12 protein-coding genes are annotated in these 13,733 nt (G+C 59.2%); 6 read left to right on the forward strand and 6 right to left on the reverse strand.

Annotation, left to right across the window (positions count from 1 at the left end; all coding sequences use genetic code 11):
- The 4 genes from EDF70_RS30225 to EDF70_RS23370 all read left to right on the forward strand — a co-directional run.
- On the forward strand, positions 1-261 hold a 261-nt coding region (locus tag EDF70_RS30225; protein WP_207908307.1), incomplete at its 5' end, for a hypothetical protein.
- A gap of 3 nt (positions 262-264) precedes the next feature.
- Positions 265-2,742 (forward strand): ATP-dependent helicase HrpB, encoded by a 2,478-nt coding sequence (gene hrpB / locus EDF70_RS23360; protein ID WP_132278493.1) that lies wholly within the window; start codon positions 265-267, stop codon positions 2,740-2,742.
- Between the two features lie 3 nt (positions 2,743-2,745).
- The gene (locus EDF70_RS23365; RefSeq protein ID WP_132278495.1) at positions 2,746-4,059 is read left to right on the forward strand and encodes an ActS/PrrB/RegB family redox-sensitive histidine kinase; all 1,314 of its coding nucleotides are present in this window, start codon (positions 2,746-2,748) and stop codon (positions 4,057-4,059) included.
- Positions 4,060-4,161: 102 nt separating this feature from the next.
- A complete protein-coding gene (locus EDF70_RS23370) occupies positions 4,162-4,743 on the forward strand; it encodes an ActR/PrrA/RegA family redox response regulator transcription factor (RefSeq protein WP_132278497.1) in 582 nt (193 codons plus the stop codon).
- 1 nt (position 4,744) lies between these two features.
- On the opposite strand, the gene EDF70_RS23375 is transcribed toward EDF70_RS23370, so the two are convergent.
- A complete protein-coding gene (locus EDF70_RS23375) occupies positions 4,745-5,233 on the reverse strand; it encodes an MmcB family DNA repair protein (RefSeq protein ID WP_132278499.1) in 489 nt (162 codons plus the stop codon).
- 191 nt (positions 5,234-5,424) lie between these two features.
- On the opposite strand from EDF70_RS23375, the gene EDF70_RS23380 reads away from it, so the two are divergent.
- Entirely contained in the window at positions 5,425-6,096 is a 672-nt protein-coding gene (locus EDF70_RS23380) for a L,D-transpeptidase (protein WP_132278501.1), read from the forward strand.
- An 84-nt stretch (positions 6,097-6,180) separates the two neighbouring features.
- Here the strand turns inward: EDF70_RS23380 and EDF70_RS23385 are convergent, their stop codons facing one another.
- From EDF70_RS23385 to hslV, 5 genes are all read right to left on the reverse strand, one after another.
- Positions 6,181-8,361 carry a malate synthase G gene (locus EDF70_RS23385; protein WP_132278503.1) on the reverse strand — a complete coding sequence of 727 codons (2,181 nt, stop codon included), beginning with the start codon at positions 8,359-8,361 and terminating at the stop codon, positions 6,181-6,183.
- 90 nt (positions 8,362-8,451) lie between these two features.
- Positions 8,452-9,849 carry a cytochrome P450 gene (locus tag EDF70_RS23390; RefSeq protein ID WP_132278505.1) on the reverse strand — a complete coding sequence of 466 codons (1,398 nt, stop codon included), beginning with the start codon at positions 9,847-9,849 and terminating at the stop codon, positions 8,452-8,454.
- 36 nt (positions 9,850-9,885) lie between these two features.
- Positions 9,886-10,770 (reverse strand): DUF1402 family protein, encoded by an 885-nt coding sequence (locus EDF70_RS23395; RefSeq protein ID WP_132278507.1) that lies wholly within the window; start codon positions 10,768-10,770, stop codon positions 9,886-9,888.
- Between the two features lie 248 nt (positions 10,771-11,018).
- Positions 11,019-12,329, reverse strand: coding sequence for an ATP-dependent protease ATPase subunit HslU (gene hslU / locus EDF70_RS23400; protein ID WP_132278509.1), 1,311 nt, complete (start codon positions 12,327-12,329; stop codon positions 11,019-11,021).
- 75 nt (positions 12,330-12,404) lie between these two features.
- Positions 12,405-12,932, reverse strand: a complete 528-nt coding sequence (gene hslV, locus EDF70_RS23405; protein WP_132278511.1) for an ATP-dependent protease subunit HslV — start codon at positions 12,930-12,932, stop codon at positions 12,405-12,407.
- A gap of 179 nt (positions 12,933-13,111) precedes the next feature.
- Between hslV and hisB the strand changes: the two genes are divergently transcribed.
- The gene (gene hisB, locus EDF70_RS23410) at positions 13,112-13,720 is read left to right on the forward strand and encodes an imidazoleglycerol-phosphate dehydratase HisB (RefSeq protein ID WP_132278513.1); all 609 of its coding nucleotides are present in this window, start codon (positions 13,112-13,114) and stop codon (positions 13,718-13,720) included.
- The last annotated feature ends 13 nt before the right edge of the window (positions 13,721-13,733 follow it).

Genomic DNA, 13,733 nt, shown 5'->3' on the forward strand with positions numbered 1-13,733 from the left:
AGCATTCGCCAATCTTATGTAGGTTTCTTTAGAACGAAGGACATCGTCGCTAGCAGCGCCGCCGCCCTCGTCAGTGACCGGGTTATAGTCCCCACAACTTCCCCAAGTCAACACCAACTTCGCAAAAATGTCATGTTTTTGCCGAGGAAATATCAGAACCCTTATTGCGCAGGGGATCTGGCTGCCAATTTTCGCCTAAGGTTGCGTTTCTCCTCCTTCAACGGCATGTCTCAAGCCGTTGTGCCGTCCAGAAAGCCTTGAATAATGTCAGCCATTCCGATTTCCGCCCCTATTCTGCCGGCACTGCCGATCCGGGAAACCTTTCCGCAGATCACGGCAGCGCTTCGTGATGGCAATCGGGCCGTGCTTGCTGCTCCTCCTGGTGCAGGCAAGACGACATTGGTTCCCCTCCTCCTCCTCGACCAGCCTTGGTGCTCTGGCCGGATCATCCTGCTTGAACCGCGCAGACTGGCCGCCCGCGCGGCCGCCGGCCGCATGGCTTTTCTTCTTGATCAGCAGGTCGGCGAGACCGTGGGTTACCGCATGCGTCTCGACAACCGCATGTCAGCACGCACGCGTATTGAAGTCGTGACGGAAGGCGTTTTCGCCCGGATGGTTCTTGATGATCCGGAGCTGAGCGGTGTGTCGGCGGTTCTGTTCGACGAATTTCATGAACGATCGCTGGATGCGGATTTCGGCCTTGCATTGGCACTCGACGTGCAGAACGGTTTGCGGGAGGATCTGCGCATTGTTGTTATGTCGGCCACGCTCGACATCGAGCGCATCAGCGAATTGCTGCAGGGCGCGCCGATGATCCGGAGTGAGGGGCGCGCCTATCCTGTGGAGGTTCGCTACAGGGATCGCCCCGGCGACCAGCGTGTCGAAGACGCAATGGTAAAAGCGATCGCCGAAAGCCATCGTGAGGAAACCGGTTCCATCCTTGCCTTTCTTCCCGGGCAGGCGGAAATCCTCAGAACGGCGGGGCGCCTCGAAGGCATGCTCGGCGCCGATACATCGATCGTACCATTGTTCGGCAATCTTTCGCAAAAAGAGCAGGACCTCGCCATCCGGCCGTCACCGCCAGGCAAACGCAAAGTGGTTTTGGCCACCTCGATCGCGGAAACGTCCATTACCATAGACGGCGTGCGGGTGGTGATCGATAGCGGCCAGCAGCGGCTTCCCGTCTTCGAGCCATCCACAGGGATCACCCGGCTGGAAACCACACGTGTCTCGCAGGCGGCGGCAGACCAGCGGGCCGGCCGTGCCGGGCGAACGGAACCGGGTATTGCGATCCGGCTCTGGCATCAGGGCCAAACCGCTGCAATGCCTGCCTTCGCGCCGGCGCAGATTCTCTCCAGCGATCTTTCCGGCATGGTGCTCGACATGGCGCATTGGGGTGTGCGTGACGCTTCCTCACTGGCATTTCTGGATCAGCCGCCGACACCGGCTCTTTTGGAGGCGCGGCAGCTGCTTCGTATGCTGGGTGCTCTCGATGCGACAGATGCACTGACGGCAAAAGGTCGGCTGATGCGGGAACTGGCTTTGCCGCCGCGGCTGGCCGCCATGGTGATATCGGCTGCTGAAGAGGGTCACGCCAGACATGCTTGTCGCATTGCCGTTTTGATGACTGAGCAGGGGCTGGGCGGCAATGGCATTGATCTGGAAGACCGGCTACGTCAGTTCGACCGGGAAAAAGGAGAGCGTGCCACAGCCGCACGGGGTCTGGCTGATCGATTGGCCAAATCGCTTCCCAAAGGCAAAGCCGGAGAGGATTCGGTCAGCATCGGCGCGTTGCTCCTTCACGCCTATCCGGATCGTGTCGCCATGCAGCGCGGCGGTCATGGGCGTTTCGTCATGGTGAACGGACGCGGCGCCGCACTACACGAAACAGAACGCCTTGCCGGAGCGCGCATGCTGGTCATTGCCGACCTGACGGGCCGGGCAGCGCAGGCCCGCGTGCTGGCCGCAGCCGAAGTGGATCGCGCCCAGGTCGAAGCGGAACTCGCCTATATCATCGAACGCAAGGACGAGAATTTTTTCGATGCAGCCAGCCGGCAGACCCGCTCCCGACGCGTGGTCCGGATCGGAGCGGTGGTGCTGGAGGAATTGCCATTGCCGCGCCCGAGCGGGGCGGCGGCAGCACAAGCCCTGGCGGACGGCATCCGGCAGCTCGGATTGCAGGCTGTCGATTTCGGCAAGGACGCTGCGCAATTGCGCGACCGGATCGGCTTCCTCCATCGGACGGTCGGTGCGCCCTGGCCAGACGTCAGCGACGACGCATTGCTTGCCCGGCTGGATGAATGGTTCGTGCCTTTTCAACACGGCAGAAGCAGTTTTGGCTCCATCGATACCGGTGGTCTGAGCGAGGGCCTGCGCTCGCTGCTTGCCTATGAGATCCGCCAGGATCTTGGCCGTATGGCCCCAAGCCATTTCGAGGCGCCGACCGGCCAGCGGCACCCCATTCGTTACGATGGCGAGGAACCGGTGCTGACCATTCGGGTGCAGGAGCTTTTTGGACTGACGAAACACCCATCGGTGGCGGGTGGCCGCCTGCCGCTGCTGCTCGAACTGACATCGCCGGCACACAGACCCATTCAGACCACGCGTGACCTGCCCGGCTTCTGGTCAGGCTCCTGGAAAGATGTCAGAGCTGATATGCGTGGCCGCTACCCCAGACACCCCTGGCCGGACGATCCGGCAGCAGCCGCGCCGACCAATCGGGCGAAACCACGCGGGACGTGAATAATGAGCATTGCAGACAGATCTTCCCTCAGGCACGCGCAGTTCGGCGATACCAGCCGCCGTATTCGCCTGCAGACCCTTGTTCGGTTGCGGTGGCTTGCCGTTGCCGGCCAGACCGTTACCGTGCTGATCGTTTGGCAGTTTTTGCATTTTCCCTTGCCGATCATGGGAGCGCTCATCCTGATCGCTGCACTTGCGGCTGCAAATCTCTTTCTTTCCTACCGCTTTGGGCCGACGCATCGGCTTGACCCCGCCGCCGCATTCGCTTTGCTGGGCTTTGACCTTCTTCAGATGGCCGGCCTTCTGTTCATTACCGGAGGGCTTGCCAATCCGTTCGCGCCGCTGATCTGCGTGCCCGTCATCATCTCGTTCGCATCACAGCCGCTGGTTCCCTCGCTGGCCCTGCTGGTTTTTGCCGTCCTGTGCACGACGATACTGGTTTTCACGCCCTATCCGGTGCCGTGGTATGCGGATCACGCGCTGACTGTCGAACCGGTCATGCAGCTGGGCGTCTGGTGCGCCATTGCATCGATGATGTCGTTTGCTGCCTTCTACGCCTATCGCGTATCGCATGAAGCCACCCAGCTTGCCGATGCGCTGGCGGCGACCGAACTCGTTCTGGAGCGCGAAAAACATCTGTCGCAACTCGATGGACTGGCCGCCGCTGCCGCGCACGAACTGGGAACACCGCTGGCGACCATCACGGTGGTCGCCAAGGAAATGCAGCGGGAACTCGGCAATGATGAAAGATACGCAGAGGACGTGGCACTTTTGCGCAGCCAAAGTGAGCGCTGCCGCGATATTCTGAGGCGCCTCACATCGCTTTCCACCGATGACGAGGAACATATGCGGCGCCTGCCGCTATCCTCCCTCATAGAAGAAGTGACCGCGCCGCACCGGCAATTCGACATCAGCATCAAGCTGGTGGAAAAGACACCGCGCCACGGCGAGCCAGTCGGCAATCGCAATGCCGGCATTCTTTACGGCCTGGGCAATCTCATCGAAAATGCGGTCGATTATGCGCATAGCACGGTCACTCTCACGGTTGAGCATGACGCAGAGAAGGTGGCTGTGACCATAGAAGACGATGGCCAGGGCTTTGCACCTGATGTGCTGCTCAGGATCGGCGAGCCCTATATGAGCAGCAGGCCGACCTCGCAGGATCGTGCCGGCGGCCTGGGGCTGGGCCTGTTCATTGCGAAAACGCTATTGGAACGTTCCGGTGCCACACTGCGCTTCGGCAACTGGCAGGCAGATGGAAGCGGCGCCCGTGTTCAAATCGAATGGCCGCGCTGGCGTATGGAAGCAGATCAATGAGTGCTGATCGGGATGCGGGTAAAGTGACTTTACCGATCGGCTGCAAAAGACGATAACGGGCGCATTAAACAGTGGGCAAGACGGCCTGCGGAGACGAAAATTATGATTGCAGACAGGAATGAGCCTCACGGCACTTTGGATACGGCAGATTATATCGGGCCCGATGCATCGCTTCTGATCGTTGATGACGACGGTCCGTTTCTGAGGCGTCTGGCACGCGCCATGGAGACCCGCGGCTTCGAAGTGGAAGTAGCGGAATCCGTCACCGAAGGCATAGCAAAGTCAAAAATCCGGCCACCGAAATATGCGGTCGTCGACCTGAGGCTCGGCGATGGCAACGGCCTCGATGTCATCGAAGCGATCCGCGAAAGCCGCACGGACACGCGCGTGATCATGCTGACCGGTTATGGCAACATCGCCACCGCGGTGACCGCCGTGAAGCTCGGTGCTGTCGATTATCTTTCGAAGCCGGCGGATGCGGACGAGGTTTTCAACGCGCTGACCCAACGGCCGGGCGAAAAAGCCGACGTGCCGGAAAATCCGATGTCGGCTGATCGTGTACGCTGGGAGCATATCCAGCGCGTGTACGAAATGTGCGAACGCAACGTTTCCGAAACGGCACGGCGCCTCAACATGCACCGCCGCACCTTGCAGCGCATTCTGGCAAAGCGCGCACCAAAATAGGTCAGAGTTCGTCGAAGGACTTGCCGGTCGCCCATTCCGCCATCATCAGGCGCTGGGCGGCGGCGCGTGCAAAATTCAGCATGACCGATTTTCGGGTCGCCGGCGGCAGCCGGTGCTCCGGCGCTTCGCGCAGCATATGGCTGCCGTAGCCATCCGACAGAAACAGACCGCAATCCTCGGGAAAAATATCGAGCGGCACATCCTTGTGCGTGGCGAAAAAAAGCCGATCGCAGTGAAGCCGATAGTCCGGCCATTTGCGATCGATGCGAAAATCCTCGATCGACGTCTTGATTTCAACGATCCAGATTTCGCCCTTCTCCGATACGCTGATCAGGTCTGCGCGGCGACCGCTTGCAAGCGTCAGCTCAGGGACAATTGCGTGGCGCATATCGTTGAGGAGAATCTGGACCCCTCGACGAACCATCATGGCCCGCGCGGACTGCCGCCCGTCCAAAAGCGGATTGTCGTTTCCTATGCTGACAATGGTCATGGATATCGATCGCGGATCCCGTCGGCCCAACCCGGCAATGTTGCAAAAAAGACAATGGTTTTTTCAATTGTGCAATAGCGAAGCCGTAGCGCATCGCAGCTCTTGCAAAGCCTAATGTAATGGCAAATAACCGCTGATCAAAGGTGAGCGTTTCATCTTCAGTTCACAATCTTCATTTCCAAGAGAAATCCATGCGCATCCGCACCAGCATGATCGCGTCCGGCCTGGCCCTTTTGGCCCTGGCAGGCTGCTCCACGACGTCCGAAACCAAGGTTGCAACGAACGCTCCGGCGACCGTCGAGACTTCGGAAATTTTCACGGATTCCTATAACAGCGTGACCGATAACGGTTACACGCTGCCGGCAATCCCGATCAGCCGTCTGGACAAGAAATTCCATCGCCAGATCGTCAGCTTCGACACGGCCGAGCGTCCCGGCACGATCATCGTGAACACGCGCGAGCGCTTCCTCTATTACATCCTGCCACGCGGCAAGGCCGTTCGTTACGGCATTGGCGTCGGAAAGCAGGGCTTTGCCTGGGCTGGTGAAGCCTATGTCGCCTGGAAGCAGGAATGGCCGACCTGGCATCCGCCGAAGGAAATGGCGGTTCGCAAGCCGGACATCGCGAAATATGTGGAATCCGGCATGGGTCCAGGCCTCAACAACCCGCTCGGCGCACGCGCCATGTACCTTTTCAACGAAAAGGGTCAGGACACGCTGTTCCGCCTGCACGGCACGCCGGAATGGGCCTCGATCGGTACGGCCGCGTCCTCGGGATGCATTCGAATGATCAACCAGGACGTTATCGATCTCTATCGCCGGGTTCTGCCCGGCCGGCAGACCAAGGTCGTTGTCATTCAGTAATCTGAAATCCCAAACATAGGAAAAGGCGGCTAGAGACATCGGCCGCCTTTTTCGTTTTCAACATCAGTGCGATTACAGTCGCAGTCAGCCGAGCTTCGCCTTCAATTCCAGCCGCCTGCGATGAAGTACCGGCTCGGTATAACCATTCGGCTGCTCGCGCCCCTTGAGCACCAGATCCAGAGCCGCGCGGAAGGCGATGGAATTTTCGAAGTTGGCTGCCATCGGCGTGTAAAGCGGGTCGCCGGCATTTTGCTCATCGACGGTCTTGGCCATGCGTTTCATCGTCTCAACGATCTGGTCTTCGCTCACCACCTTGTGGTGCAGCCAGTTGGCCATGTGCTGGGCGGAAATGCGCAGCGTCGCGCGGTCTTCCATCAGGCCGACATTGTTGATGTCGGGAACCTTGGAGCAGCCGACGCCGTGGTCAATCCAGCGCACCACATAACCGAGAATGCCCTGCGCATTGTTGTCCAGCTCGCGCTGGATTTCTTCCGGTGTCCAGTTCGGACGCGGCGCCACCGGCACCGACAGGATATCCGCGATTTTTGCCCGGGTTCTGCCCTTCAGGCTGTTCTGCACAGCCGCGACATCGACCGTGTGGTAATGCGTGGCATGCAACGTTGCCGCCGTAGGAGACGGCACCCAGGCGGTATTGGCGCCCGCTTTCGGATGGCCGATCTTCTGCTCCAGCATTGCCGCCATCAGATCCGGCATCGCCCACATGCCCTTGCCGATCTGCGCATGGCCGGACAGGCCGCATTCGAGGCCGATATCGACATTCCAGTTTTCGTAAGCCGCGATCCAGGCAGCCTGTTTCATGTCGCCCTTGCGGATCATCGGGCCGGCTTCCATGGACGTATGGATTTCGTCGCCGGTACGATCGAGAAAGCCGGTATTGATGAAGACGACCCGATCCTTGGCGGCGCGAATGGACTCCTTGAGGTTGACGGTGGTGCGCCGCTCCTCATCCATAATGCCCATCTTGATGGTGTTGACCGCCATGCCGAGCAGCGTTTCGACACGACCAAAAATCTCGGCGGCGAAGGCAACTTCCTCCGGCCCATGCATCTTCGGCTTGACGACATACATGGAGCCGAGCCGGGAATTTTTTCGCCTGCCGTTCGGCCCGATATCGTGAAGGGCGATCAGCGCCGTCACCACCGCATCCATGATGCCTTCCGGCACTTCTGCGCCGTCCCGGTCCAGAATGGCCGGGTTGGTCATCAGGTGGCCGACATTGCGCACCAGCATCAGCGAGCGGCATTTGAGTTCGAAGGTCGAGCCATCCGGCGCGGTATAGTCCAGATCCGGGTTGAGCTTGCGGGTAAATGATTTACCGCCCTTCAAAACCTCTTCGGTCAGATCGCCTTTCATCAGACCGAGCCAGTTGCGGTAAACGACGACCTTGTCCTCGGCATCAACCGCGGCAATGGAATCCTCGCAGTCCATGATCGTGGTGATCGCCGATTCGGCCCATACATCCGAGATATGCGCCGCATCGTCCTTGCCGATGGCGGTTGTCGCATCGATCAGGATCTCGACATGCAGATTGTTCTTCTTCAGGAGGATCTGCGTCGGCGCAGCTGGTTCGCCGAGATAGCCGGTAAACTGCGACGGATCGCTCAAGCCCGTCACCTGTCCATCGGTCAGCGTGAAGAACAGTGCAGCCGATTCGACCCTGAATGATGCCGCATCCGTCCAACTGGCGCCCGACAGAGGTGCAGATTGATCGAGGAAATCCCGAACCCAGGCGATGACCTTGCTGCCGCGAACGGGATTGTAACCCTTGCCGTCCCCTTGGCCTTTTTCAGCGCCGTCAGCCTCCGGAATGGCGTCCGTGCCGTAGAGCGCGTCGTAAAGCGATCCCCAACGGGCATTCGCGGCGTTTAGAGCGTAACGCGCATTCATCACCGGCACGACAAGCTGCGGGCCGGCAATGCCGGCGATTTCCGGATCAACATTTTTGGTCGAAACCGAAAAATCCGGGCCCTCCGGCAGAAGATAACCGATCTCACGCAGGAAAGCCTCGTAGGCGGCCATGTCGGTGGGAGCACGGTTCTGGCGGTACCAGTCGTCAAGCTTCAGCTGGAACGCATCGCGCTTTGTCAGCAGATCGCGATTTTTCGGTGCGAGATCATGAACGATCTGCGAGAAACCTTCGAAAAACCGATCTGCATCGACGCCCGTTCCCGGCAGCGCGTCATCGACCAGAAACCTGTGCAGCCCAGAATCGATCTGAAGTCCGTATGCGTCGATTCTGGTCATCGCTGCCTCCCTTGATATCTGCAATGCTCACAACACTTTGCCTGTGGCGAGAGGATAGTCAACGGTCACGGGTTCAAACGATAGTCTCGTTCAATCACGCAAGGTCACCCGCATCGGCAAGCCGTCACGCGGCTGGGTCGTCAGTTTCTGCACCGGCCAGGGATCGGTCAGCGGCGTCACGTTGAATCGATAGCGCTTCATCAGAACTGCAAGGGCAATCACCGCTTCCTGCATGGCAAAGGTGGCGCCGATGCAGACGCGCGGGCCCGCACCAAACGGCAGATACTGAAAACGGCCGATCTTGCCGCGATTTTCCGGCAGGAACCGTTCCGGCATGAAGGCGCGCGGTTTTTCCCAATAAAGCTCATGGCGGTGCAGCGTCCATGGCATGACCAGCGCAGTCGTGCCGGCCTTGATTTCGACCGTCTTGCCATCTGGCGAGGTCCAGCTGTCATCCTTGATCGCTGCCCGGTTGATCGATGGCGCCGGCGGATAAAGACGCAATGCCTCCTCGAAGGCAGCCCGCACATTCGGCATCAGGTCCAGCCATTCGACTGGTTCGGCACCGGAGGCAACAACCCGGTCTATCTCCTCCTCCATTGCCCGCCGGATATGCGGTGACTGGCCTACGCAATAGAGCGTCCAGGCCAGTGCCCGCGCCGTCGTTTCATGGCCGGCGCCGATGAAGGTGAGGATATTGTCCTCGATCTCATCAAGGGTCAGTCCGTCCGGGCCGGCAAGCTGCAGCAGCAGGGTCAGGAAATCCTGTGGCGCATTGGCGGGATCGGCCATCAATTTCGCCTTGCGATGCTCCATGGTGTTGCGCACGATTTGTCGAAATTTCTCCAGCACCCTCTTGCCGCCGATTCGCGTGATCCGGGGCACCCATGGCGGTGCGCGCAACAGGTCCATGGGATCGACACGACCCATGCGGTGCAGAAGCTGATCAACATCCTCGGAAAAATTGCTGGTTTCGGAAATGATATCGCCGGAAAACAGAGTTTCCGAGAGGATGGCAAAAGCGAGTTCAGTCATATCGACCGAGACGTCATGTACGCGCCCCGAGGAGCCGACATCCGCATATTTTTCCGCATACTCCTCGGACTTGGTCAGCATCTGCCCGGCAAATCCCTTGGCATGACGTGGTGTGAAGACCGGTGCCATGGCTTTGCGCGAACGCTTCCAGACCTGGCCTTCCGCCGTCAGCAATCCATCGCGCAGGATCGGTCGCAGGATCAGTTGGCGGATTTCCGACATTTCGTAATTGGCGGCATGATCCACCAGCACATGCCGGATCAGGCCGGGATCATTGATGATGAGGGTCCGTTCCTGGAAGAATTTCGTATCGATCCAGGGCAGCGTGTAGGAAGGCTCACCCCACAGTTCGAGGGGATTGCGCAAGACCGTGCGGATAATTTCAAGCCTTGATGGCGGCACGCTGCGCGGCACCGGTGCCGGCGGAACGAAAGGCTCGGGGCGCATGTCCATCGACGATCCTCCTGTTTGAAGGATCTATATCAGTCTTCAGAGCAGCGATTTCAAATCGGCGAGCTTGTCGTTGACGAGCCAGCCGTAATAATTTTCTTCCGGCAGGCCGCCGCGTGCTCTCAGTGCTGCAGCGCGCTGCGCTGAGCCGCCGGTATTATAAAGCGTGGCGGTGATACCAGGATTGTTGCTGATATCGACATTCGCGATCGACGAATAATCGTCGATCGAACGACGGATCGTGGCAGCCATATAGGCGAGTGACTTGTCCGGATCCATGATGGCCCGATAGACTTCGCCGGCATCGTTTTCATCCAGTTTGGAATAACCGGAATTTTTCGCAACCATGTCGGACTGCATCAATGCCGTCAGCGGATTGATCTGGCCAAGGCCAAAAGTCTGCCCGGCATAAAAGGGCTGGAAAAAGACGGCGCTGAAACGGTTGTCGGGATAGGAATTGCCACCGACGCGGTTTCCGCGAAACGTCTTGTCCCAGATGTTTTCCCGGCAGGACCAGAGACGATAGGAATCGCTGATGGCGTTGCAGCTGGCGAATTCCGGGCGGCCAACGAAGTCAGCAATGCTCTCGTCCTTGTAGCCAAACCGGAAATTGTTGCCGGCATAGGCTGCGGCTTTTACATAATAGCTCTGCAGCCGGTCATAGGCATCGACGTTGTAAGTATGTTCGCCAACGATCGCACCGACCATGTGGATCGGATCGATGCCGTATGAGCGCGCCGTCGATTTGATTTTCGAGATCAGGGCCTTGTCGGTCGCCAGAAGCTCGCGGATCTTGTCGTATTTATCGTCGAAGGTGGTGCGGCCTGCGCGGGTACGGCGGACAGATGCACCGGGAATTTTCGGCTGCTCGACGTTGCGGTTACCTGGAGGCACGACAGTATCCGCCGACGCTGTTGTCGGCATGGCCCACGCCAGCAAAGACACTGTCAGAACGAAGCCCGCAAAGGCCGATTTACCCGAGTAATATCGCAACACTGTCTCCTGCCGATCGCTCGGCGATCCTGGGCAGATCTGCGGAAGGAGCCAGCGCTTTTCAGTAAAACGCGCCCCCTTTACGTGAAAGGTGGGCGCGCTGTCGAGCTTTGAATGCTTAAAAAGCGATCACGGTTTAAAGAGTGGCGCCGGACAGTGGCCCGGCTGCCACGATATTTTTACAGAATGTAGCGAGACAGGTCGGTATCGGCAGCGATGTCGCCGACATGCTTGCGCACATACTCGGCGTCGATCGTGACCGATGTGCCGCCTTGATCAGGCGCTGCGAACGAAATCTCATCCAGCACTCGCTCCATGACGGTCTGCAGGCGACGAGCACCGATATTTTCGACCGACGAGTTCAGATGAACCGCCACATCGGCCAGCGCATCGATGGCGTCATCAGTGAACTCGAGGCTGACGTCTTCTGTGCCCATCAGCGCCTTGTACTGACGGATCAGGCTGGCTTCGGTTTCCGTCAGGATGCGGCGGAAGTCTTCTTTCACCAGCGGCCGCAGCTCGACGCGGATCGGCAGACGACCCTGCAGTTCCGGCAGCAGATCCGACGGTTTGGAGACGTGAAAGGCACCGGAGGCGATGAACAGGATGTGATCCGTCTTCACCGGGCCGTATTTGGTGGAAACCGTCGTGCCTTCGACCAGCGGCAGCAGATCGCGCTGCACGCCTTCGCGTGATACGCCGGCACCCATGCCGCCATCTCGCGCCGCGATCTTGTCGATCTCGTCGAGGAAAACGATCCCGTCATTTTCGACCGAACGCACGGCTTCGCGTTGGATGACTTCGTTGTCGATCAGCTTGTCGGACTCGTCGCGGATCAACTCGCCATAGGATTTCTGGACGGTGGTGCGCACCTTCTTGGTGCGACCGCCCATGGCCTTGCCGAACATTTCCGACAAATTGAGAACGCCGATATTGGCGCCCGGCATTCCGGGGATTTCGAAGCCGCCGGGCGCGCCAGAGCCGGCATCGGTCACCTCGATCTCGATTTCCTTGTCGTCCAGTTCACCGGAACGCAGCTTCTTGCGGAAATTGTCGCGGGTGGCAGGCGAAGCGGTGGAGCCGACCAGTGCGTCGAGCACACGTTCCTCGGCACTCATATGTGCCTTCGCCTGCACCTCGGCCCGCTTCTTTTCGCGCACGAGACCGATGCCGATCTCGACGAGATCGCGGATGATCTGCTCGACATCGCGGCCGACATAACCGACTTCGGTGAATTTTGTCGCTTCGACCTTGATGAAAGGCGCACCGGCAAGCTTTGCCAGACGACGGGAAATCTCCGTCTTGCCGACGCCAGTGGGGCCGATCATCAGGATATTCTTGGGCATGACTTCGTCGCGCAGGCCTTCTTCGAGCTGCTGGCGGCGCCAGCGGTTGCGAAGCGCGATCGCCACCGCGCGCTTGGCCTCATGTTGGCCGATAATGTAGCGATCGAGTTCGGAGACGGTTTCTCTGGGAGAAAAATTGGTCATTGTCTTCCTTTCGGCCCCCTTGTGGCACCGGCCGTTGCGGCCCGGCGCCAAGGGTCCATGACAGTTGAGATGCGCTTATTCCGCGTCGAGGCTTTCGACGATGATATTGTGGTTGGTGTAGACGCAGATATCGGCAGCGATATCGAGCGCCGTTTTTGCGATCTCCTCCGCCGACTTGTCCGAATCCATCAGCGCGCGAGCCGCGGCAAAGGCATAATTGCCGCCTGAGCCAATCGCGACGGTGCCGTGTTCAGGCTCCAGAACGTCGCCATTGCCGGTGATCGCCAGCGTGATCGACTTGTCGGCCACCAGCATCATCGCCTCGAGATGGCGCAGATACCGGTCGGTGCGCCAGTCCTTGGCGAGTTCGACGGCCGCGCGCATCAACTGGCCGGGATATTGCTCGAGTTTCTTTTCAAGGCGATCGAGAAGCGTGAAGGCATCCGCGGTGGCGCCTGCAAAACCGGCAATCACTTCACCGTCCTTGCCGATGCGGCGTACCTTGCGCGCATTCCCCTTCATGACGGTCTGGCCGAGGCTCACCTGACCGTCTCCGGCCATGATTACCTTTCCGCCTTTCCGTACCGTGATGATTGTTGTCATAGAAACACCTGTCTGCCCGCTTGGACGGGCTCTTTGAATTCGGCCTCCGATGGCCGGTTGGGTTCTATGTAAGTGGGCAAATCGCGAATGCAAATGCGACGCTTTTATCGCTCGGCCGTTCTGGATATTTCGCCGTCCCCCTGATAAGGAACCGCAACATTTCCAGTATGGAGCGTTCTATGGCCGCCGCCACAGACAGCCGAACCGCTACGGTTTCCCGCAAGACGAACGAGACGGCGATTTCCGTGTCCGTCAATCTCGACGGCACTGGCACGTCGAAGATCAGCTCGGGCATCGGCTTCTTCGACCATATGCTGGAGCAGCTCAGCCGCCATTCGCTGATCGACATGGAGATCGACGTGAAGGGCGACCTGCATATCGACGATCACCATTCGGTCGAGGATACCGGCATTGCCATCGGTCAGGCTATTTCCAAGGCACTGGGCGATCGTCGCGGTATCACCCGTTATGCTTCGCTCGATCTTGCCATGGACGAAACGATGACCAAGGCTGCCGTCGATCTCTCCGGCCGACCTTTCCTCGTCTGGAATGTCGCCTTCAGCGCGCCAAAAATCGGCACGTTCGATACCGAACTGGTACGCGAATTCTTTCAGGCACTTGCCCAGAATGCCGGTATCACCCTGCATGTGCTGAACCATTACGGTGCCAACAACCATCATATCGCCGAGACCTGCTTCAAGGCAGTGGCTCGCGTGCTGCGCACAGCGACCGAAATCGACGCGCGTCAGGCCGACCGCGTACCATCCACCAAGGGAACGCTCGTCTGATCGGGCCGAGGAG

Origin of the sequence: Neorhizobium sp. JUb45 (assembly GCF_004343585.1) — a bacterium.
Taxonomy (GTDB): Bacteria; Pseudomonadota; Alphaproteobacteria; order Rhizobiales; family Rhizobiaceae; genus Neorhizobium.

Bases quoted from the DNA above. Each gene is read 5' to 3' on its own strand.
- EDF70_RS23390 (WP_132278505.1), bottom strand. From the start codon at position 9,849: ATGGACATGCGCCCCGAGCCTTTCGTTCCGCCGGCACCGGTGCCGCGC.
- hslV (WP_132278511.1), bottom strand. From the start codon at position 12,932: ATGACAACAATCATCACGGTACGGAAAGGCGGAAAGGTAATCATGGCC.
- hrpB (WP_132278493.1), top strand. From the start codon at position 265: ATGTCAGCCATTCCGATTTCCGCCCCTATTCTGCCGGCACTGCCGATC.
- EDF70_RS23365 (WP_132278495.1), top strand. From the start codon at position 2,746: ATGAGCATTGCAGACAGATCTTCCCTCAGGCACGCGCAGTTCGGCGAT.
- hisB (WP_132278513.1), top strand. From the start codon at position 13,112: ATGGCCGCCGCCACAGACAGCCGAACCGCTACGGTTTCCCGCAAGACG.
- EDF70_RS23395 (WP_132278507.1), bottom strand. From the start codon at position 10,770: ATGCCGACAACAGCGTCGGCGGATACTGTCGTGCCTCCAGGTAACCGC.
- EDF70_RS23375 (WP_132278499.1), bottom strand. From the start codon at position 5,233: ATGACCATTGTCAGCATAGGAAACGACAATCCGCTTTTGGACGGGCGG.
- hslU (WP_132278509.1), bottom strand. From the start codon at position 12,329: ATGACCAATTTTTCTCCCAGAGAAACCGTCTCCGAACTCGATCGCTAC.
- EDF70_RS23370 (WP_132278497.1), top strand. From the start codon at position 4,162: ATGATTGCAGACAGGAATGAGCCTCACGGCACTTTGGATACGGCAGAT.
- EDF70_RS23385 (WP_132278503.1), bottom strand. From the start codon at position 8,361: ATGACCAGAATCGACGCATACGGACTTCAGATCGATTCTGGGCTGCAC.
- EDF70_RS23380 (WP_132278501.1), top strand. From the start codon at position 5,425: ATGCGCATCCGCACCAGCATGATCGCGTCCGGCCTGGCCCTTTTGGCC.